Here is an 18,557-nt window from a genome sequence, read left to right on the forward strand (position 1 = left end):
GTCGGCGGCCTGCTCGGCGGCGGCCTGCTCGGCCCGACGCCGCAGCTCGGCGGCGCGCTCGATCGCGGCCTGGAGGTCGGCGGGCGTGCGGACCGCCGGCGGGGGGACGTTCGCGGCCGGGGCCTCGGGCTCGGCCGGCTGGTCCTGCTTGCGCTGCCACCACCGGGTGGGGCTCGGATCGTTCTCGGACATCAGCCGCGAGCCTAGGGGGTGGTGCGGCCGGTGTGCAGTCGATCGCGCGCCGTAACCGATCTCGCCCCCGCGGCGTTGGGCGTGCATGACCTGTTACCGCCACAACCTCCGGATGATCGGGCTGGTGCTGCGTGGCCGGGCGGGGACCCCCGAGCACGCCGCGCTGCTCGCCGACGTACGCCGGTGCCGCCGCTGCCACCGGTCCCAGCAGACGCTGCCCGTCCACTCCTACGTGCGCATCCCGCGCGCCCGGGTGGAGCTAGTAGACGAGCGCCTGCGCGTCCGGGGCTAGCACTTCCTCCGCGAACGCCGCGGCGCCGGCGATCCGTACGCCGGGCCACACGTCGCCCTCGGTGATCCCGCGCCGGGCCGCGCACTGGGTGCACACCGTCACCCGGCCACCGGCGAGCACGCTCTCGACCAGCCCGGCGGGCGACGCGGCGTGCGGGAGGTGGAAGGTCTCGCGCCCGGCGACGCCCAGCCACGAGCCCTCGCCGGTCAGCCACAGGCTGACCTCGGCGCCCGCCGTCAGTGCGGTCGCGGCCACGGTCAGGCCCTGGTTGCAGCGCTCCGGGTCGTCGGAGCCGCAGGTCACCTTGACGACGAGTGGGCGCACGCGTCCAGGCTACGCGGCCGAGGCCGCGGCAGGCGCGGCGAGGATCGCCGCCTCGCGGTCGGTGTCCATCCCCATCCAGTCCGCCACCTCAGGGTCGTGCGGAGACGTCATCACCCTCACCTCCTGCCACCTACTGTTCCCCCGATTCACCCCCTCGAACCAGGAGGCGCGCCGTGGGGGCTCCGTTACCGGATCGTGACCTCCGGGCCGTATCCCGGGAGCCCCCGCCCGTCGATCTGCTTGGTAGTGCGGCCGCCGTGGCCGCGCACCACCAGGAAGGGACCTCGATGAGCAGCACTCCGTTCCTCCGCCGCCGCGGCATCGCCGCGCTGGCCGCCGGCGCCGCCGCGATCGCGGCGCCGCTCGCGCTCGGGGCCGTCGCGAGCCCAGCCGCCGCCGCCTCGGCCGACAGCGACCACGACGGCATGCCGAACCGCTGGGAGCGTGCCAACGGCCTGAACCCGCACCGGGCCAACGCCCGCGCCGACGCCGACCACGACGGCCTGCGCAACATCGGCGAGTTCCGTCACCACACCGACCCCCAGGTCCAGGACACCGACGGCGACGGTGAGGACGACGGCGACGAGGTCGGCGACGGCACGCAGAGCACCGACCCGACCGACGCCGACACCGACGACGACGGCACCCCCGACGGGGACGAGGACGCCGACCACGACGGCGTCGACAACGAGGACGAGGACGACGCGACCGAGCCCTGCGCGGCCGACGACCAGGACTCCGACGGTGACGGGGTCGCCGACGAGGACGAGAACGAGGACGGCACCTCGCCGACCGACGCCGACTCCGACGACGACGGCGTCGAGGACGGCAACGAGGACGCCGACGGCGACGGGGTGGACAACGAGGACGCCGACGACGACGCTGGCGACACGTGCGAGAACGACCAGGGCGAGGACAACGACGACCAGGGCCAGGACAACGGTGGTGACAACGGCGGTGACAATGGCGGCAAGACCCATCAGGACGGTCGCTCGGGCGGTGCCTGGGCGGCGGCGTTCCTGCTGACGCCGCTGGCCGGCCGCGGCACCCGGCGGGCGGTCTGGCGCACCGTCGGCTGATCCTCGGCAGGACGGGCACTCGCGGGAGGTGAGCGTGCAGGTGGCGTCGGGGCGGCCGTTCGACGAGCTGCTCGACCCGGCGCGCCGTGGCGACGGGCCGGCGCTGGCGGAGCTCTGGCGCCGGCACGCGCCGGCGGTCGCCCGGTTCGTCCGCGGGGCCGGCGCCGAGGACCCGGACGCCGTGGTCAGCGACGTCTTCCTGGGCGCGTTCGGCGGGCTCGCTCGGTTCCACGGTGACGAGGGCGGGTTCCGGGCGCTGTTGTTCACCATCGCCCGCCGCCGGCTCGCCGACGAGGCCCGGCGCCGCGCGCGGCGGGTGCCCACCACCGACTGGCAGGCCACGGACCGGCTCACGGCGCCGTCGGTCGAGACCGAGCTCTTCGGTACGTCGACCGACACCCCCGAGGTGCTCGAGCTGGTCCGCGGCCTGCCGCCCGACCAGCGCGACGTCGTCCTGCTGCGGCTGGTGGCGGACCTGCCGATCGCCACCGTCGCCGCGATCCTCGGCAAGCGCCCCGGCGCCGTGAAGTCACTGCAGCGCCGCGCCCTCGACGCCCTCCGTCGCCAGCTCACCACCACTTCCGGGAGTCCCGCATGACCCGCCCGCAGATCACCACCGAGCGCGCCGACGAGCTGCTGTCGCTGGCAGCCGCCGGGCAGCGCGGGCCCGAGGGCCTGGACGGCGACCTGGTCGCCGCGCTCGCCGGCCTGCGCGCCGACCTCGAGGCGTTCGCGGCGCCCGAGCCGTCGGCGGAGCTGGCGGCGCTGCTCGCCGGCAACGCCCCCGCGGCCACCAGGACCTCGCCGCTCGGCCGGGCGGCCGGCTGGATCGCGGGGCTGGGCCTCGGCGCGAAGATCGCCCTCGGCACCGGCGCCGCGGTCGCCGTCGTGGGCGGCGTCGGCGCGGCGCACCACGCGTCGTTGTTCCCGGCCCAGGTGGAGCGGTTCCTCTCCGAGCACTTCGGGCACCAGCACGGCACCGACCCGGCGCCCCCCGACCCGCGCTCGTCGGGCGGCGACCGGAACGACACCCCGGGCGGGCCGGGGCCCAGCGACGCCCCGGCGAGCGACGCCGCCGACCCGGGTGCGACGAACGGCGACGGGCTCGCCGGGCAGCCCGGCCACCCGTCCGCCGGGTCCCCGGTCTACGCGGGCGACCACTCCGGCCACTCCGGCCAGGGTTCGGCCCCCGGCTCGCAGCCCGCGGCCGGCCACGACGACACGGGCGGAGACGACTCGACCGGCGACGACGCCGGCCAGGACGACGGCCAGGGTGACGGCCAGGGCGACGGTCAGGGCGACGGTCAGGGCGATACGTCCGAGGACCCCACGGACGAGCCCACGGACGAGGTCTCCGACGAGCCCACGGACCAGCCCACGGACGAGGCCTCCGACGAGCCCTCGAACGAGCCGTCGGACCACCAGTCCGACGACGGTGACCCGGGCAACGACGACGGCCAGGACCCGGGCTCGGGTGACGACGGCGACGGCAGCGGGGCCGACGCCCCGTCCTAGAGTGGCTGCATGCCGTTCGAGCTCCCCGAGAACCTCCACCCCGACTGCGGCCCCGTCGCCTGGCTGCTCGGCCGCTGGGGCGGCCGCGGGCACGGCGACTACCCGACGATCGACAAGTTCGAGTACGGCCAGGAGCTGGTGTTCACCCACGACGGCCGCCCGTTCTTCCACTACTTCTCCCGCGCCTGGATCGTCGACGAGAACGGTGTGAAGATCCGAGAAGCCGCCCAGGAGGCCGGCTTCCTGCGCTGCAAGCCCGGTGGGCAGGTCGAGCTGGTGCTGTCCCACAACACCGGCTTCGTCGAGGTCTGGTACGGCGAGGCCGGCGACGGCAAGCTCGACGTCACCACCGACGCCGTGGTCCGCACCGAGACCGCCAAGGAGTACACCGGCGGCAGGCGGCTCTACGGCAACGTCGAGGGCGACCTGCTGTACGCCTTCGACATGGCCGCCATGGGCCAGCCGCTCCAGCCGCACCTGTGGGCGAGGTTGGTCCGGCAGTGACCGAGGACCTGGCGGCGCGGCTGCACAGCCTGGGGTACCGGCTCACGCCCCAGCGGCAGTTCGTCCTCCAGGCGGTCGAGAGGCTCGGCCACGCCACGCCCGACGAGATCCTCGCCGAGGTGCAGTCCCAGTCGAGCGCGGTCAACGTATCCACCGTCTACCGCACCCTCGAGGTGCTCGAGGAGCTCGGCCTGGTCCGGCACACGCACCTGTCGGACCGCGCCCCGACGTACCACTCGGTGACCGACCACGAGCACTTCCACCTGGTCTGCCGGAATTGCCGCAAGGTCGTCTCGGTTGACCCTGATGTGGTGACGCCGCTCGCCGAGCGGCTGCGCGCCGAGCACGGGTTCGTGCTGGACGTCGGCCACCTGGCCGTGTTCGGCCACTGCGTGGAGTGCGAAGAGACCACGACGATCGAGGAGACCGATGCCTAGCCCCCTGCTGGACCTGCCGGGTGCCGTCGCCGCCGACGGCGTGGACCGCGACGTCGCGGCGCACTACGGGTCGTTCAACGGCGAGCAGCGGACGCTCGAGGCGGGCGACGGCTTCGTCGACCTCTCGCACCGTGACGTGATCCGCGTGTCGGGCCCGGACCGGCTGACCTGGCTGCACTCGCTGACCACCCAGCACCTCGAGGCGCTGCCGCCGAACGTGTGGACCGGCGTCCTCGTCCTGAGCCCGCAGGGCCACGTCGAGCACGCGTTCTACGGGTACGACGACGGGGAGTCGTTCACCGCCCACACCGAGCCCGGTGCGGCCGCCGCGCTCGTGGAGTTCCTGGACCGGATGCGGTTCATGATGCGTGTCGAGGTCGCCGACGTGACCGCCGAGCTGGCGACCACCTGGCGCCCTCGCCTCTCGTCGGTCGAGCGGTCTCCGTTGGTCGAGCTTGTCGAGACCCCCGCACCCGACCGCGGGCCCTACGCCAACTACGAGTTCGTCCCGCGCGACCAGCTGCCGGCGTACGCCGAGGCCGCCGGTCCGGCCTGCGGCCTGTGGGCGTTCGAGGCGCTGCGCATCGCGCGCGGCGAGCCGCGCCTCGGCCTCGACACCGACCACCGCACGATCCCCAACGAGGCCGGCTGGATCGGCCCCGCCGTCCACCTGGACAAGGGCTGCTACCGCGGCCAGGAGACCGTCGCCCGGGTGCACACCCTCGGCCGCCCGCCGCGCCGGCTGACCCTGCTCCACCTCGACGGCTCGGAGAACCGTCTCCCGACCGTCGGCGCGGACCTGCTCCTCGGTGACAAGGTGGTCGGCTTCGTCGGCACCTCCGCCCGCCACTACGAGCTCGGCCCGATCGCGCTGGCGATGGTGAAGCGCAACGTCCCGTTGGGTGCCCAGCTCACCGTCGAGGGGATGCCCGCCGCCCAGGAGGTCGTTGTCGATCCCGAAGTTGGGCTGCACGTACGACCGCAGCGCTGAGTGTCGTCGCCGACTCTGCAACTAACCAGGTAGGTGCAATCGGCAGCTTCAGGCCATCCTCGTGGTGACTGAGAGTCTCAGCCGGGACCGGCGTCGCCAGTTGCTCATCGGTGGTCAGGGGTGAGTGCACCGAAGCTCTGCATACGGGAGTTAGAAGATGCGGGATTGAGCTGCTTACCCCATCCGGTGCGCGGTAGGACGGCGAGAATGAGCACTGCAGCGAGCAGCCCGTGCGTGGTCATTGCCGTGAAAATGTTCGTTCCGGAGATTGCGAAGGCGGGCATGACCAAGATAAGGGCGACCACAGGCGTTGGCAGGCCGCGGCTAGCGGCGTCCAAGAGCCAGAGCAGCACGGCAAGAACTATTCCTTCGATGAATATCCCTAAGTAGCCGTATTGGAAATAGCCATGTCCGAAGAGGTTCACGTTGGCGTTGCCGAGCGGATTCCCGATTAGCACCTGGCTGACGATATGTGATGGTCCTTGCGTATAGACGGGATCCAGCCAGAATATTGGTCCGCCATCGCCCCTGAACAGGCCCCGGGGTCGGTCGTCGAAGACGCCGACGTAGGAGACGACCAGGGAGCCAGGAATCACGATGAAACGTCGAATCAGCATAGTGTTCCACATGATGGTATGGAACAGGCTGTCCAACGCGACCGCGACGACGACGACGTAGAAAGTACCCGCAAGCAATTTTATGCCGCGGGGGCGGAGACTGCGACGGAAGAGGAACGCGATCGCGGCGATCGCGAGGATGGAAAAGAGAACACTCTTCAAGCCCGTGGTGGTGTAAATCAGCACTTGGCCTGCTGCGCCAGCGACTACCCATTGCCAACGGTTAGAATAGATTCCTCGCGCGATAAAGGTTGGATTTATTACATTAAATACAATGGGTAGAGCGTAACCGAGGCCGGGTATTGCGGCATACGTCGCGGTGAAGTCGCTCCGAACGTCGTAGACGTCTGCAAATGATAGCCACTGAAGGCGAAGGCCGACGCTGGCAACTACTGCAATATATGTGATTCCGGCAAACCAGCCGAGGAAAATCCAGACGACGCCCTCAGGAATATTCGGCAAGGAGCCTCTGGGCAATCGCGGTCGCATCGAGGAGACGGTCCGTATGAGAACCATACAGGCGGCTATGACGATGCCGAGCTCGGTCGCCTCGCTCGTCGGAAGAGTTTGCATGTACTGGGACAGCAAGATGGCTGGCGCCGCGGCGAGGACGAAGAACATCCAGAGAACGAAGTCCGACGGGCGGCGGAGCCTTCGGGGCAGGATGGTTGTCACGAAAGCGACCAGGAACACGGAGAGGACGTAGGGGCCTGGGGTGGGGGCGCGGAATGTGAGCCCGGTGCTCGCGAACGTCGGGCTTACGAAGTCCCGGTAAGCATAGAACAGCACCGACGAGTAGAAGACTGCTGCCACGACGGCTCGTAGCCACGAGAGAAGTTGATCGTAAAGGCGCTCCCGATAGCGGCCCGAGGCCGGCGTCTGGAGGCTAGGCATCGCACCACGATACCCCTCGGCCTCCCGTCCTCCCGCTGTCGCGGCGGACCCGTCGGCTAGGTCGCTTCCACCTGTATGGCTCGAGCGGCGGAGGACCTGCTTCGCGTGGGGATCTTTGCGTCGACCCGCGCTCAATCTGGCGAGAACATCAGATGGTGGTAATGAGCTCGCTGTTGACTAGCTAGTCGGCTTCGCACGTCATTGCCAGTTGCGGGAGGGCGACGGTGGCGAGCGCGTCAGCGAACGCGGGCGGTCGTCGGCTTGATCCCGTACATCACGTGCGTGTCCGCGGCGTTGTGGCGGAACCCCAGGCCTGAGTACACCGCGATCGCCGGGGCGTTGTCCGACTCCACGTAGAGCAGCACCTCGGCGACCCCGAGTCCCGCGAGGTGGTGCAGGCCGGCGAGCGTCAGGAGCTTGCCGAGCCCCCGGCCCTGCGCCGACGGGTCGATGCCGACCACGTACACCTCGCCGAGGTCGGGGGAGTGCTGCTTGGTCCAGTGGAACCCCAGCACCCGGTCGCCCTCGGAGGCGACCAGCAGCCCGGCGGGGTCGAACCACGGCTCGGCCATCCGCTCGGCCAGGTTGGCCGCGTCCATCGCGCCCTGTTCGGGATGGTGGGCGAACGCCGCGGCGTTGACCCGCACGACCTCGTCCGCGTCCGCGGGCCGGTAGCTCCGCACCCGACTCGCGTCGTACGGCGGCAGCGGATCGCCCATGTCCCGCCGCATCACCCAGAGCTCGCGGAACCTCTCGAAGCCGTGGCTGCGCGCGAGAGCGGCAGCGGCCGGGTGGTCGCCGTGCGACCAGGCCCGCACCGGGCCGGACGCGGGCAGCGCCTCCTCCAGGAGTGCCCGGCCCACGCCGCGGCCGCGCGCGTCGGGGGACACGACCAGGCTCAGGTCGTCTTCGACCAGCAGCGCGAACCCGTCGTCGCGCACCCACGACCGGACCGTCTCCGGGTGGTGGCGCAGCGCCAGCCAGGTCGCCTCGTCGAGGGGTGCCGCGCCGTCGGCCGCCTCGGCGGCGGCCGCGATCCGGGCGATCTGCTCGGTTTGGTCGACGTGCTGGGAAGAGTCCACGTCGCCACCCTAGGGGGCGACCTGGTCCTCCTCGCGGGCGTCGGCGGCGACCGCCTGCTGGTCCTTCGTGGGCAGCACGAACCGGTACCCGACGTTGCGGACGGTGCCGATCAGCGTCTCGTTCTCGGGACCGAGCTTGGCGCGCAGCCGGCGCACGTGCACGTCCACGGTGCGGGTGCCGCCGAAGTAGTCGTAGCCCCAGACCTCCTGCAGCAGCTGCTGGCGGGAGAACACCCGGCCCGGGTGCTGGGCGAGGAACTTGAGGAGCTCGAACTCCTTGAACGTCAGGTCGAGCGGTCGGCCGCCGACCTTGGCGGTGTACGTCGCGTCGTCGACCACCACCTCGCCGGAGCGGATCACGTGCGACTCGGGGTCGTCGGCCTCGCGCCGGGCGGCCAGCCGGCCGATCGCCAGCTTGATCCGCGCCTCGAGCTCGGCCGGGCCGCACGTGTGCAGGACGACGTCGTCCATGCCCCAGTCGTGGTGGACGACCGCCAGGCCGCCCTCGGTGCAGACCAGGAGGACGGGCACGTCGGTGCCGGTGGTGCGGATCAGCCGGCACAGGTCGCGGGCGTGCGCGAGGTCCTGGCGCCCGTCGACCAGCAGCAGGTCGGCGTCGGGGGCCTCGAGCAGCGCGCTGCCCTCGGCCGGCAGGATCCGGACCTGGTGGCCCAGCAGGGCGAGCCCTGGCAGCACCTCGGCCGACGGCTGCAGGGCGCTGGTGAGGAGCAGGAGCGTGCTCACTGACTGGTCTCCTCCCTCGCGGGGCGGGGACCGAAACGCAACGCTGGGCTTCGGCCGGTGTCTGTGGTCAGGAAGAATACCCAACATGGCCGCCGCACCGATCGAAGTCCACTACTGGGCCTCGGCCCGCTCGGCCGCCGGGGTGGCGAGCGACGCCCTGGACGTGGACGGGCCGATCACGCTCGCCGAGGTGGTCCGCCGGGCCCTCGCGCTGCACCCCGGCACCCGGTTGCCGGAGGTGCTCCAGATCTGCTCGACGCTGGTCGGGGACCGGCCCGTGAACGCCGAGGACCCGGGCGCGGTCCTCGTCGCGCCCGGGTCCTCGGTGGAGTTCCTGCCGCCGTTTGCCGGCGGCTGACCCCCTCGTCAGGCCTCGATCGCCGTCCGCTCCGGCTGGGTCGAGCCGGTGCTCACCTCGATCTTGCGCGGCTTGGCCTTCTCCGCGACCGGGACGACCAGGCGCAGCACGCCGTCGGCGTACGCCGCCTCGATCTTGTCCAGGTCGAGGTTGTCGCCGAGCACCAGCTGGCGGCTGAACACGCCCTTGGGCCGCTCGGAGGCCAGCGCCTCCCAGTCGCCGTTGCGGGCCACCCGCTCGGCGCGGACGGTCAGCACGTTGCGCTCGACGTCGAGGTCGATGCTCTCCCTGGCCACCCCGGGCAGGTCGAACTCGATCACGAAGCGGTCGCCCTCGCGCCACGCGTCCATCGGCATCACCGCGGGACGGTTGGTGGTGCCGAAGATCTGCTGGGTCAGGCGGTCGAAGTCACGGAACGGGTCAGTGGTGCGCAGCAGCATCACGCGTCCTCCTGGTTCTCTGCCGGGGACCCGTCACCGGGTCCGGATCTATAATGTCTACTACAGGTTTCTTATAGCCCGAAGATCAGGAAGAATCAAGCCCGTGAGCCAACGAAGCCGGGGCGTCTTCGCGATCTCCGTCGCCGCCGAGATGGTGTCGATGGAGATCCAGAACCTGCGGGTCTACGAGCGCCGCGGCCTGCTGGAGCCGGACCGGACCGCCGGCGGCACCCGGCTCTACAGCTCCGACGACATCGACCGGCTGCACCGGATCCGCCAGCTCCTCGCCGAGGGCCTCAATCTGGCCGGGATCGCGCGGGTGCTCGACCTCGAGGAGACAGTTGCACGGCTCGAGTCGGAGGTCGACCGGCTACGGCGCTGAGCGCCGACTCCGCAGGACCGCGACGAACACCGCGCCCCCGAGCCCGCCGAGCGTGTTGGCGACCACGTCGGCGAACGACGCCGACCGGCCCGGCAGCAACAGGCCCTGCACGAGCTCGACGCCACTGGCGATCACGAACGCGTACGCCGTCCAGTCCCGCCACGTGGTCCGCGGCCACCGCACCGACCCGAGCGCCGAGACCGGCATCAGGATCAGCGCGTTGCATACGAACTCCACTCGGCCGGGCGCCGTGAATGCGGCCGGCGCGCCCAGGCGGTGCGCCAGCGTGTCGACCCAGCCCACGCTCGACGACTGCGGCCCAGCGGTCGGTGTCAGCAGCACGACCGCCAGGAAGGCGCCGTACGCCACCAGTGCCACCGTGAGCCAACGGGTGGAGCGTGGAGTGGGATGGAGCACCCGCCCAGCCTCGCAGGCGCGCGGGAATGGTGCGCGGGTTCCGCGCGTTCCGCAGGAGTGAGCACCGGAGCCTGGGTCGTCGTCGCAGCGGTCGTCGCCGCGCTCGCGTTCGGGCTCTACCGACTCCTGACCGACGGTCGCTTCCGCGGGACGCGCGAGCTCGGTGGTCGAGCAGCGAGAGCCGACGAGCCTGTCGAGGCCACGCCGTGGGCCGCCGTCACCGCGGCGCTGCCCGACGCGCCGCTCGGCGAGCGGGCCACCCTGCTCCAGTTCTCCTCCGCGTTCTGCGCCCCCTGCCGCGCCACCCGGCGCACCCTCGCCGACGTCGCCGGCCTGGTCCCGGGCGTCGAGCACGTCGAGGTCGACGCCGAGCACCATCTCGAGCTCGTGCGGGCGCTCGGGATCCTGCGCACGCCCACCACGCTGGTGCTCGACAGCGCCGGGCGCGAGGTCACCCGGGCGACCGGCGCGCCCCGCAAGGAGCAGGTCCTGGCCGCGCTGGGCTGGGCGTGATGTCCACGATGTGGACGACTGTACCGAATTGTGAGACACGGGTTGGGTGGCGGCCCTTCGGTGTCCCTACTGTGGTCCCCATGTCCACGACACTGCTGACCAAGCGCCGGGCGGTCGACCACTGCCACGTGCGCTCGTCGCTCTGTCGAATGCGCTGACCCCAGGTCGCGCACTTCTCTTCTATCCATACTGAGTTAGTCGACTAAACTCAGGACGGAAGGCGCCGTTCGGCGCGTCGCGACCTGCACCATCCGGCACTCGCATCCGTCAGCAGGAGAGACATGTCCACGACCAGCACCCATCCCGCCGCGACCCAGGTCGGCGTCGGCATAGACCCGCGCGGCCCGCAGTTCGCCGCCACCCTGACCTCGCTCGTCCTGGTCGCCGTCCTGCTGCTGGCGCCGAGCCCGCTCGGCGTCGCGCTGCTCGCCGCCCAGGCCGCGGTGTTCGCGGTCGGCGCGACCCGCGGCGTCCAGCACACGCCGCACTCCTGGCTGTTCCGCACCCTCGTGCGGCCGCGCCTGGGCGCCCCCGCCGAGCTCGAGGACCCGGCGCCGCCCCGGTTCGCCCAGGCCGTCGGCCTCGGGTTCGCGGTGGTCGGCCTCGTCGGATTCCTCGCGGGGGTCGACGTCGTGGGCCTCGTCGCCGTCGGCTTCGCGCTGGTGGCGGCGCTGCTGAACGCGGTCTTCCGGTTCTGCCTCGGCTGCGAGATGTACCTCCTGATCCGCCGAGCCGCCGGTGGTCGAGCAGCGAAGGCGCTCTAGCGCCTGAGAGTGTCGAGACCCCCGCACCCGAAAGCCAACTCGCACAAACCTCAGAACTCCCGCAGCACAGCTGCGAACAGAAAGGTAGAAGACACATGAGCCGCGAGAACTCCCTCGTCACCGCCCAGTGGGTGGAGGACCACCTGGACGACCCGAAGGTGGTGCTGATCGAGGTCGACGAGGACACCACGGCCTACGACAAGGGCCACATCAAGGGCGCCATCAAGCTCGACTGGACCACCGACCTGCAGGACCAGGTGCGCCGCGACTTCGTGAACAAGCAGCAGTTCGAGGCCCTGCTCTCCGACCGGGGCGTCGCGAACGACGACACCGTGGTGCTGTACGGCGGCAACAACAACTGGTTCGCGGCCTACGCGTACTGGTACTTCAAGCTGTACGGCCACCAGGACGTCAAGCTCCTCGACGGCGGCCGCAAGAAGTGGGAGCTCGACTCCCGCGAGCTCACCGACGAGCTGCCCAGCCGGGAGAAGACGTCGTACACCGCCCAGGAGCAGGACCAGTCCATCCGTGCCTTCCGCGACGAGACCGTCGCCGCGATCGGCGTGAAGAACCTGGTCGACGTCCGCAGCCCCGACGAGTACGCCGGCCGGCTCCTCGCCCCGGCCCACCTCCCGCAGGAGCAGGCCCAGCGCGCCGGCCACGTCCCGACCTCGATCAACGTGCCGTGGAGCAAGAACGCCAACGACGACGGCACCTTCAAGTCCGACGAGGAGCTCACGGCGCTCTACGCCGAGGCCGGTATCGACAACGGCAAGGACACCATCGCGCTGTGCCGGATCGGCGAGCGCTCCTCGCTCACGTGGTTCGTGCTCAAGGAGCTGCTCGGTCACGAGAACGTCAAGAACTACGACGGCTCCTGGACCGAGTACGGCTCCCTGGTCGGCGTCCCGATCGCCCTCGGCGACGAGCCCGGGGAGGCCTGATGTGCGGCGCGACCGAGGGCGGGCTGTCGCTCGACGGCGTCGACGTCAAGAAGGAGGCGATCGTCCAGGGCCAGGTGCTGCGCGACGGTGAGCCGGTCGGCAACGCCTACGTGCGACTGCTGGACCGGACCGGGGAGTTCACCGCCGAGGTCCCGACCTCGGCGACCGGGCACTTCCGGTTCTTCGCCGGCGACGGGGAGTGGACGTTGCGCACCCTGGCGCCGAAGGCCGAGCCGGTGGACAAGAAGGTGCACGCCTCGGTGGGCACCGTCGCCGAGGTCGTCGTCGCGATCTGACCCCTCCGGTAGTTGAGGTGCGAGCGAAGCGCCCGCCCCTCGGTGGTTGAGGTGCGAGCGAAGCGAGCCTCGAAACCACCACCAAGCTGATCACGGAATCACCCCTGGACCAGACCGGTCCGGGGGTGATTCCGATTTCGTCCGAAATTCGACCCGATCCGGGGTCGAATGGGACGACACCATCAACACGCGATCGCTCGGGGGAGTGGCGACATGGCATCTAGCGGCCGCAGGCTGACGCCGGCCGAGAAGCGGCGCCGCCGCCAGCTGGTCGAGACGGCTGCGGTGGCGATCGCCGTGCTCGTGGCCCTCTACCTCAGCTATCTGGCGATGCAGAAGTAGCTCACCGCTCGAGGATCAGTGTGACCGGCCCGTCGTTGACGGACTCCACGCGCATGTCCGCGCCGAAGACCCCTCGCGCGACCCGAGCACCGAGGCGCTCCAGCTCGGCGCAGACGGCGTCGTACACCGGCTCGCTCACGGCCCCCGGCGCAGCGGCGAGCCACGTCGGGCGGCGGCCCTTGCGCGCGTCGCCGTACAGCGTGAACTGGCTCACGACCAGGATCGGCGCCCCGACGTCGGAGGCGGACTTCTCGTCACGGAGCACCCGGAGCTCCCAGATCTTGCGGGCCGTCCAGGTGATGTCCTCGGGTCCGTCGTCGTGGGTGACGCCCAGGTAGACCAGCAGGCCCGGTTCGCCGATCGACCCGACGACCTCTCCACCGACGGTCACGTTGGCCCACAGCACCCGCTGGATCACCGCTCTCACGGAGCACAGTCTGTCGGTCCCGTGGCCGAGCTCCGGTGGTCGAGCCTGTCAAGGCGCCAGTTGGCTCCGGTGGTCGAGCCTGTCGAGACCCCCGACGCCTGCCCGCCACCCGGTGCTCGTGATGCGAGCAAAGCGAGCCTGCTCCGGTGGTTGAGGCGCGAGCGGAGCGACCCTGCTCCGGTGGTTGAGGTGCGAGCGGAGCGAGCCTCGAAACCACCCCACCCGAACGCTCTGGCACGATGCCACCGTGCCGACGACGTCACCCGAGAAGATCCTCATCACCGTCGCGCCCACCGGCGCGGAGACCGCGAAGGCGGACTGCCCCCAGCTGCCCACCACGCTGGAGGAGCTGGTTCAGACCGCGCAGGAGTGCGAGGCCGCCGGCGCCGCGATGGTCCACGTGCACATCCGCGACGCCGACCACCGGCCCACGCTGGACCAGGTCCGCCTGCGCGACACCGTGCAGGCGCTGCGCGAGAGCACCGGCCTGGTCGTCCAGCTCTCGACCGGCGGGTCGGTGCGCGACCCGCTGGAGGACCGGCTGAAGGTCCTGGACGCCGCCCCGGACTCGTGCAGCCTGACGATGGGCACCACGAACTTCGGCGACGACGTCTTCTCCAACCCGTGGCCGTTCGTGTGCGAGCTCTACCAGCTCAGCCAGGAGCGGCAGGTCGTCCCCGAGTTCGAGCTGTTCGACCTCGGCCACGTGCACGCGCTGCGCCGCCTCCTCGACCGCTACGGCCTGCCGTACGGCGGGAAGGTGCACTGCGACTTCGTGATGGGCGTGCCCGGCGGGATGCCCGGAACCGCCCCCGCACTGGTCGCGGCCCTCGGCCTCCTCCCCGGCGAGGTGACCAGCTGGTCGGCGACCGGCATCGGCCGCAGCACGCTCCCGGTGATGCTCGCCGCGCTCTCGATGGGGGGCCACCTCCGCGTCGGCATGGAGGACGTGCTCACGCTCGCCAAGGGGGTCCCGGTGGAGCGCAACGCGCAGCTCGTGGAGCGGGCGGTGGCGGCCGCGGCCGTCGCCCAACGGTCCCCGATGAGCGGAGCCGAGGCCCGCGAAGCGCTCGGGATGGTGTCCATTGCCCCATCGGGCAAGTGACGCCGGCATGGATCTGGCCTAGGGTGGGTATCGGTTCTTTACTTTGCTGGCGATGCGCTCGCGCGCTGAATGGGGAAGCGTAGACATGAAGCGGATGATCATCGGCCTGGCCGCCACCACGCTGATGGGCGGCGGACTCGTCGCGGTCTCGGCCGAGACGGCCCACGCCGCGTGCCCGTACACCGGGTGCGTCGACACCTTCACCCGGGTCAGCGCCCCGGACACCGTCAAGAAGGGGCGCACCGCGAAGATCTGCGTCAAGGTGACGACCGGCGGCAACGGCAAGCCCAAGGGCCGAGTCACCGTCCGCGTGACGCGCGGTGTCGGGGGCTACCACTTCGTCGACTCCAAGCCGTACGACGGCGGTCGCGAGTGCTTCCGCACCACGAAGCTGACGAAGGTCGGCAAGTACGTCGTCAAGGCGAACTTCGACCGCAAGGCCGGCTCCGGCTTCAAGGACTCCGACCAGCGCACGGACTTCCGCGTCACCCGCCGCGGCTGATCCACCGGCCTCGGCGGTCCGTCCGGTCGACTGGACCACCGGGCGGTCCGCGGCACGACGGCGGCCGTGCAAATCGAAATTGCCACCCATATGCCCCGGTCGAGGGATAGCGGGTGGCGAACTCGTGTGCTTCCCTTGATCGATCAGCTCTCGGATCGTCTTGTGGGGAAAGCGACGAGCCATGAAGAAACTTCTTGCTGGCATCCTGGGTGCCGCTCTGATCACGGCCGGTTTGGTGAGCGCCTCGAGCGCCCCGAGCACGGCCGCGCCGTATCCGGGCACGGTCAAGACCCGCACGATCGCGGTAGGCATCGCGACCCCGGTGCCGCGACAGGCCAAGGTCTACGTGAAGGTCACCTCCTACGGCAGCGGGGCACCGAAGGGTCACCTTGAGTTCACGTTCGTGCACAAGACGTCCGGGAAGGCCTACGGCTTCTCGCGCCGTTACGACGGCGCTCAACAGTACAAGTTCAACGATCTGCGTCCGGGCACCTACGCCGTGGTGGTGACCTTCATCCCGCCGGACGACTCCGTCTTCAAGGCGAGTTCCGCCAAGACCCGCTGCAAGGTCCGCAAGTAGGCAACCTCTGCCAGCGTCGAACGGGCCCGCCGCACCCGCGGCGGCGGGCCTACTCGTCGTTCTCCGCGGTTTCCTGGACGAGGGGCGGACGGGGCGGCGCCGCCCCCGTTAGGTTCTCCCCATGCGTTCTCGCCGCTGGCGCCTGCCCGCCCTCATCCTGCTGGCCGTGGCTGTTGCTGCGGCGGCTTGGGTCGGGTGGCAGGCCTGGCACGTGTCGCGCGACCTGCAGAACGCCCAGGGTGCCGCAGAACGATGGCGGTCGTCCCTCCAAAGCGGGGGTGACCGGCAGCGCGAGGCCGCCCTGACCGAGCTGCGCGACTCTGCTGCCTCGGCAGACAGTCGGACCAGCGGGCCCACCTGGTCTGCGCTTACCCACCTCCCGCTGATTGGGGACGATGCCGCCGGGGTCCGGGCGTTGAGCAGCTCGCTCGACGTCATCGCCCAGGACGCTGTCACCCCGCTCTCTCAGACTGTGGATGACTTGGACGGGGTCGTAGCCGACGGGAAGATCGATCTGGACGCCGTCGCCGACCTCGGCGAACCCGTCGGCCGCGCTCACACGGCGCTGGTCCGCGCCGACGACCAGGTGGCTGGCTTGGACAGCAGCGGCTATGTCGACACCCTCCGCACGCGCTTCGACCGATATGCCGCCTTGGTCCACGGCCTCCGATCGGGACTCGCCTCAGCGGACAAAGCAGTGCAGGTCCTGCCGGCCATGGCGGGCGCAGAGGGTCCTCGCGACTACCTGCTGCTCTTCCAGAACAACGCCGAGATCCGGGCCACCGGCGGTATGCCCGGCTCTTGGGCGCTGCTACACGCGGACAACGGTAGAATTGAAATGATCCGTCAGGGCAGTGCCAGCGACTTTCCCACCGCCGCAAAGCCAGTGCTGCAGCTGACCCGTGAGGAGCAGGCCGTCTATGGCAAGGAGCTCGGGATCTACTTCCAAGACCCCGGGTGGACCTTCGACTTCCCTCGGGCTGCCCAACTGTGGCATGCACACTGGAATCTGCGCTTCCCGGACACCCCAATCGATGGGGTCGTCGCGCTCGACCCGGTGGGGATGTCCTACCTCCTCGACGGCACGGGTCCGGTTGCCGTAGACGGCGTCACGCTTACCCGCGACAACGCGGTTGAAGAACTGCTCAGCAAGCCCTACATAGACAAGGGTGCTGCCGCTCAGAACCAGTTCTTCGCTCGGGCGGCCAAGGCCATCCTCTCGGCGGCGACCAGTTCGCTCGCGTCGCCCACTGCCTTCGTGGAGGGCCTCAATCGTGCCGCTTCTGAGGGCAGGTTGTTGATCGCATCCTTCGACCTCAAGATCAAGGCCGACTTGTCCGGCACCCGGGTCGAGGGTGCGTTGGCGGGCGACGACGGTTCCATACCCCACGTCGATGTCGGTCTCAACGATCTGACTGGGTCAAAGATGTCCTACTATCTACGGTTCAACGCGGACGTCGAGGCGATGGACTGCCACGACCAAACCCAGGACCTCGCCGGCACCGTCGTTCTGAATCAGGTCATCTCGCCAAACGCAGCAGCCAGGCTCCCCACGTCAGTGACGGGAGGCGGGAGCTACGGCACCGACCCTGGCTCGCAGTTCGTGATGGTTCGCCTGTACGGCCCTTACGGAGGCTCCATAGATCGCGTTCAGTTGAACGGGCGGAATCTCCGCGATCTTGAGGTTCGCCAGATATCTGGCCGCCCGGTCGTGAACGTGGACGTCTTGTTGTCGTCGCGCAACGATGTGGTGCTGAGCTGGCGGGGCGTGACTGGGCAAGGGCAGACCGGCACGGGCATACTCGGAACCACGCCGAGCATCGTTCCGGGGTCCGATCGTCAAGCGTTCATCTCAGCGTGCTGATGGCACATCCCCTGGCTCAGCGCAAGATTCGGCATCGAAGGCTATCCCGGTTCTCGCCAAGTTCCGCGCTTGCCGCCCGAGACCACGTGCTCTCGCGGGGGGTCTGCGCACCTTCGGCTCTCGTGTTTGAGCCGAACCGTGCCAGACGCATCCGCCTCGGGGTACGGTTCTAACGTGAACGGGGGATCGCATTGAGTACCAGGCCGACGAGCGCGCCCGGCGGCTTTTCGACACCGCAAGAGCGCGAGGTGCCGGGGAAGATTGCTGAGATCTTCGCGTCGAGCCCGGATGAGCTCGAGATCCGCCTCGCGAACCTTCCTCGCTACATGCGGCGAGCGCACGTGACCCGGTTCGCGGCGCTCTACGAGCTCTTCAAACTCGTCCTCCCGGTGAAGGGCTCCGTGGTCGAGTGTGGAGTCTTCCGAGGCTTCAGTCTGATGACCTTCGCGCAGCTCAGTGCAGCGCTTGAACCCACCAACCTGACGCGGCGGATCTACGGCTTCGACACCTTCAGCGGATTCCCGACCGTATCTGACGCCGACCTTCCAGCCGCTACGGGCGCGCGCGCAGGCGATCTTGCGGCGGACTCGTACGACGAGCTTTGCCGGTTGCTCGAGGTCTATGACAGCGACAGATTCCTCGGGCACATCTCAAAGGTGAGCCTCGTCAAGGGCGACGTCAACGAGACGATCCCGCGATTCGTCGCGGAGAACCAGCACTTGGTGGTCAGTCTGCTGTTCCTCGACCTCGACCTGCACGAGCCCACCGTAACCGCACTTCGCAACTTCTTGCCCCGCATGCCGAAGGGGTCGGTGCTTGCGTTCGATGAGCTCGACAACCCGATCTGGCCAGGGGAGACGATGGCTCTCCTGGAGGAGCTCGGCTTGGGCGGACTCGAGCTTCGTCGCTTCGAGTTCGACCCGTACATCGGGTACGCGGTGCTCTGAAAACC

Annotated in this window: 27 protein-coding genes; 19 read left to right on the forward strand and 8 right to left on the reverse strand. The window is 70.0% G+C overall.

Translation table 11 applies throughout. The annotated features are described in order from the left end of the window. Window positions 1-192 (reverse strand): hypothetical protein (locus tag ABD086_RS12840; protein WP_343907940.1); only part of this gene is annotated, 192 nt, incomplete at its 3' end. Between the two features lie 85 nt (window positions 193-277). Between ABD086_RS12840 and ABD086_RS12845 the strand changes: the two genes are divergently transcribed. Next, entirely contained in the window at window positions 278-484 is a 207-nt protein-coding gene (locus tag ABD086_RS12845) for a hypothetical protein (RefSeq protein ID WP_343907941.1), read from the forward strand. Here ABD086_RS12845 and ABD086_RS12850 read toward each other — a convergent pair. Further along, on the reverse strand, window positions 452-808 hold the full coding sequence (locus ABD086_RS12850) for a DsrE family protein (protein WP_343907943.1): 357 nt from the start codon (window positions 806-808) through the stop codon (window positions 452-454). The two genes, ABD086_RS12845 and ABD086_RS12850, sit on opposite strands and share 33 nt — an antisense overlap. Window positions 809-1,095: 287 nt before the next feature. Here ABD086_RS12850 and ABD086_RS12855 point away from each other — a divergent pair, with 287 nt between their 5' ends. The 6 genes from ABD086_RS12855 to ygfZ are packed head-to-tail and all read left to right on the forward strand — an operon-like array spanning window position 1,096 to window position 5,334. After that, entirely contained in the window at window positions 1,096-1,887 is a 792-nt protein-coding gene (locus ABD086_RS12855) for a hypothetical protein (RefSeq protein ID WP_343907944.1), read from the forward strand. 28 nt (window positions 1,888-1,915) lie between these two features. Next, entirely contained in the window at window positions 1,916-2,485 is a 570-nt protein-coding gene (locus tag ABD086_RS12860; RefSeq protein ID WP_343907946.1) for an RNA polymerase sigma factor, read from the forward strand. Beyond that, entirely contained in the window at window positions 2,482-3,402 is a 921-nt protein-coding gene (locus ABD086_RS12865) for a PT domain-containing protein (RefSeq protein WP_343907947.1), read from the forward strand. The genes ABD086_RS12860 and ABD086_RS12865 overlap by 4 nt, the downstream gene beginning before the upstream one ends. A 9-nt stretch (window positions 3,403-3,411) precedes the next feature. Next, window positions 3,412-3,906, forward strand: coding sequence for a heme-binding beta-barrel domain-containing protein (locus tag ABD086_RS12870; protein WP_343907948.1), 495 nt, complete (start codon window positions 3,412-3,414; stop codon window positions 3,904-3,906). Beyond that, entirely contained in the window at window positions 3,903-4,343 is a 441-nt protein-coding gene (locus ABD086_RS12875; protein WP_343907949.1) for a Fur family transcriptional regulator, read from the forward strand. Before ABD086_RS12870 ends, ABD086_RS12875 begins: the two co-directional genes overlap by 4 nt. Continuing rightward, window positions 4,336-5,334 (forward strand): CAF17-like 4Fe-4S cluster assembly/insertion protein YgfZ, encoded by a 999-nt coding sequence (gene ygfZ / locus ABD086_RS12880; RefSeq protein ID WP_343907950.1) that lies wholly within the window; start codon window positions 4,336-4,338, stop codon window positions 5,332-5,334. The genes ABD086_RS12875 and ygfZ overlap by 8 nt, the downstream gene beginning before the upstream one ends. A 104-nt stretch (window positions 5,335-5,438) precedes the next feature. Here ygfZ and ABD086_RS12885 read toward each other — a convergent pair whose 3' ends face one another. The 3 genes from ABD086_RS12885 to ABD086_RS12895 all read right to left on the reverse strand — a co-directional run bounded on the left by ABD086_RS12885 (window position 5,439) and on the right by ABD086_RS12895 (window position 8,671). Further along, complete coding sequence (locus ABD086_RS12885; protein WP_343907951.1) at window positions 5,439-6,845, reverse strand: hypothetical protein; 1,407 nt, start codon at window positions 6,843-6,845, stop codon at window positions 5,439-5,441. 236 nt (window positions 6,846-7,081) lie between these two features. Further along, window positions 7,082-7,927 carry a mycothiol synthase gene (gene mshD, locus ABD086_RS12890; protein WP_343907952.1) on the reverse strand — a complete coding sequence of 282 codons (846 nt, stop codon included), beginning with the start codon at window positions 7,925-7,927 and terminating at the stop codon, window positions 7,082-7,084. Window positions 7,928-7,936: 9 nt separating this feature from the next. Then, window positions 7,937-8,671 (reverse strand): winged helix-turn-helix transcriptional regulator, encoded by a 735-nt coding sequence (locus tag ABD086_RS12895; RefSeq protein WP_343907953.1) that lies wholly within the window; start codon window positions 8,669-8,671, stop codon window positions 7,937-7,939. Between the two features lie 85 nt (window positions 8,672-8,756). On the opposite strand from ABD086_RS12895, the gene ABD086_RS12900 reads away from it, so the two are divergent. Next, window positions 8,757-9,029 (forward strand): MoaD/ThiS family protein, encoded by a 273-nt coding sequence (locus ABD086_RS12900; protein WP_343907954.1) that lies wholly within the window; start codon window positions 8,757-8,759, stop codon window positions 9,027-9,029. An 8-nt stretch (window positions 9,030-9,037) separates the two neighbouring features. Here the strand turns inward: ABD086_RS12900 and ABD086_RS12905 are convergent, their stop codons facing one another. Next, window positions 9,038-9,466, reverse strand: coding sequence for an Hsp20/alpha crystallin family protein (locus ABD086_RS12905; protein ID WP_425571615.1), 429 nt, complete (start codon window positions 9,464-9,466; stop codon window positions 9,038-9,040). Between the two features lie 106 nt (window positions 9,467-9,572). Here ABD086_RS12905 and ABD086_RS12910 point away from each other — a divergent pair, with 106 nt between their 5' ends. Then, window positions 9,573-9,851 carry a MerR family transcriptional regulator gene (locus ABD086_RS12910; protein WP_343907956.1) on the forward strand — a complete coding sequence of 93 codons (279 nt, stop codon included), beginning with the start codon at window positions 9,573-9,575 and terminating at the stop codon, window positions 9,849-9,851. Here ABD086_RS12910 and ABD086_RS12915 read toward each other — a convergent pair. Further along, entirely contained in the window at window positions 9,840-10,268 is a 429-nt protein-coding gene (locus tag ABD086_RS12915; RefSeq protein ID WP_343907957.1) for a VanZ family protein, read from the reverse strand. The two genes, ABD086_RS12910 and ABD086_RS12915, sit on opposite strands and share 12 nt — an antisense overlap. Before the next feature lie 57 nt (window positions 10,269-10,325). Between ABD086_RS12915 and ABD086_RS12920 the strand changes: the two genes are divergently transcribed. The 5 genes from ABD086_RS12920 (at window position 10,326) to ABD086_RS12940 (ending at window position 13,127) form a co-directional block, all read left to right on the forward strand. Continuing rightward, entirely contained in the window at window positions 10,326-10,781 is a 456-nt protein-coding gene (locus tag ABD086_RS12920; RefSeq protein ID WP_343907958.1) for a thioredoxin family protein, read from the forward strand. Between the two features lie 281 nt (window positions 10,782-11,062). Continuing rightward, window positions 11,063-11,545, forward strand: coding sequence for a DUF4395 domain-containing protein (locus ABD086_RS12925; RefSeq protein WP_343907959.1), 483 nt, complete (start codon window positions 11,063-11,065; stop codon window positions 11,543-11,545). A gap of 95 nt (window positions 11,546-11,640) precedes the next feature. Continuing rightward, window positions 11,641-12,489 carry a sulfurtransferase gene (locus tag ABD086_RS12930; RefSeq protein ID WP_343907960.1) on the forward strand — a complete coding sequence of 283 codons (849 nt, stop codon included), beginning with the start codon at window positions 11,641-11,643 and terminating at the stop codon, window positions 12,487-12,489. Beyond that, the gene (locus ABD086_RS12935) at window positions 12,489-12,785 is read left to right on the forward strand and encodes a DUF1416 domain-containing protein (protein ID WP_343907961.1); all 297 of its coding nucleotides are present in this window, start codon (window positions 12,489-12,491) and stop codon (window positions 12,783-12,785) included. The genes ABD086_RS12930 and ABD086_RS12935 overlap by 1 nt, the downstream gene beginning before the upstream one ends. A gap of 213 nt (window positions 12,786-12,998) precedes the next feature. Then, window positions 12,999-13,127: a hypothetical protein gene (locus tag ABD086_RS12940; protein ID WP_343907962.1), complete on the forward strand. Its 129-nt coding sequence runs from the start codon at window positions 12,999-13,001 to the stop codon at window positions 13,125-13,127. A 1-nt stretch (window position 13,128) separates the two neighbouring features. On the opposite strand, the gene dtd is transcribed toward ABD086_RS12940, so the two are convergent. Continuing rightward, entirely contained in the window at window positions 13,129-13,554 is a 426-nt protein-coding gene (gene dtd, locus ABD086_RS12945) for a D-aminoacyl-tRNA deacylase (protein WP_343907963.1), read from the reverse strand. Window positions 13,555-13,801: 247 nt separating this feature from the next. Here dtd and ABD086_RS12950 point away from each other — a divergent pair, with 247 nt between their 5' ends. The 5 genes from ABD086_RS12950 (at window position 13,802) to ABD086_RS12970 (ending at window position 18,552) form a co-directional block, all read left to right on the forward strand. Further along, the gene (locus ABD086_RS12950) at window positions 13,802-14,659 is read left to right on the forward strand and encodes a beta-keto acid cleavage family enzyme (protein WP_343907964.1); all 858 of its coding nucleotides are present in this window, start codon (window positions 13,802-13,804) and stop codon (window positions 14,657-14,659) included. Window positions 14,660-14,744: 85 nt separating this feature from the next. Continuing rightward, window positions 14,745-15,161: a hypothetical protein gene (locus ABD086_RS12955; protein WP_343907965.1), complete on the forward strand. Its 417-nt coding sequence runs from the start codon at window positions 14,745-14,747 to the stop codon at window positions 15,159-15,161. A 181-nt stretch (window positions 15,162-15,342) separates the two neighbouring features. Beyond that, window positions 15,343-15,741, forward strand: a complete 399-nt coding sequence (locus ABD086_RS12960) for a hypothetical protein (protein ID WP_343907966.1) — start codon at window positions 15,343-15,345, stop codon at window positions 15,739-15,741. Between the two features lie 121 nt (window positions 15,742-15,862). Then, a complete protein-coding gene (locus tag ABD086_RS12965) occupies window positions 15,863-17,605 on the forward strand; it encodes a DUF4012 domain-containing protein (protein ID WP_343907967.1) in 1,743 nt (580 codons plus the stop codon). Between the two features lie 248 nt (window positions 17,606-17,853). Continuing rightward, window positions 17,854-18,552: a class I SAM-dependent methyltransferase gene (locus ABD086_RS12970; RefSeq protein ID WP_343907968.1), complete on the forward strand. Its 699-nt coding sequence runs from the start codon at window positions 17,854-17,856 to the stop codon at window positions 18,550-18,552. The last annotated feature ends 5 nt before the right edge of the window (window positions 18,553-18,557 follow it).

Origin of the sequence: Nocardioides aquiterrae (assembly GCF_039526625.1) — a bacterium.
In the GTDB taxonomy this organism is placed as follows: Bacteria; Actinomycetota; Actinomycetes; order Propionibacteriales; family Nocardioidaceae; genus Nocardioides; species Nocardioides aquiterrae.

Coding starts and splice junctions, on each gene's coding strand:
- ABD086_RS12845 (WP_343907941.1), top strand. CDS start 278: ATGACCTGTTACCGCCACAACCTCCGGATGATCGGGCTGGTGCTGCGT.
- ABD086_RS12855 (WP_343907944.1), top strand. CDS start 1,096: ATGAGCAGCACTCCGTTCCTCCGCCGCCGCGGCATCGCCGCGCTGGCC.
- ABD086_RS12865 (WP_343907947.1), top strand. CDS start 2,482: ATGACCCGCCCGCAGATCACCACCGAGCGCGCCGACGAGCTGCTGTCG.
- ABD086_RS12870 (WP_343907948.1), top strand. CDS start 3,412: ATGCCGTTCGAGCTCCCCGAGAACCTCCACCCCGACTGCGGCCCCGTC.
- ygfZ (WP_343907950.1), top strand. CDS start 4,336: ATGCCTAGCCCCCTGCTGGACCTGCCGGGTGCCGTCGCCGCCGACGGC.
- ABD086_RS12885 (WP_343907951.1), bottom strand. CDS start 6,845: ATGCCTAGCCTCCAGACGCCGGCCTCGGGCCGCTATCGGGAGCGCCTT.
- ABD086_RS12900 (WP_343907954.1), top strand. CDS start 8,757: ATGGCCGCCGCACCGATCGAAGTCCACTACTGGGCCTCGGCCCGCTCG.
- ABD086_RS12925 (WP_343907959.1), top strand. CDS start 11,063: ATGTCCACGACCAGCACCCATCCCGCCGCGACCCAGGTCGGCGTCGGC.
- ABD086_RS12930 (WP_343907960.1), top strand. CDS start 11,641: ATGAGCCGCGAGAACTCCCTCGTCACCGCCCAGTGGGTGGAGGACCAC.
- ABD086_RS12935 (WP_343907961.1), top strand. CDS start 12,489: ATGTGCGGCGCGACCGAGGGCGGGCTGTCGCTCGACGGCGTCGACGTC.
- ABD086_RS12940 (WP_343907962.1), top strand. CDS start 12,999: ATGGCATCTAGCGGCCGCAGGCTGACGCCGGCCGAGAAGCGGCGCCGC.
- ABD086_RS12955 (WP_343907965.1), top strand. CDS start 14,745: ATGAAGCGGATGATCATCGGCCTGGCCGCCACCACGCTGATGGGCGGC.
- ABD086_RS12960 (WP_343907966.1), top strand. CDS start 15,343: ATGAAGAAACTTCTTGCTGGCATCCTGGGTGCCGCTCTGATCACGGCC.
- ABD086_RS12965 (WP_343907967.1), top strand. CDS start 15,863: ATGCGTTCTCGCCGCTGGCGCCTGCCCGCCCTCATCCTGCTGGCCGTG.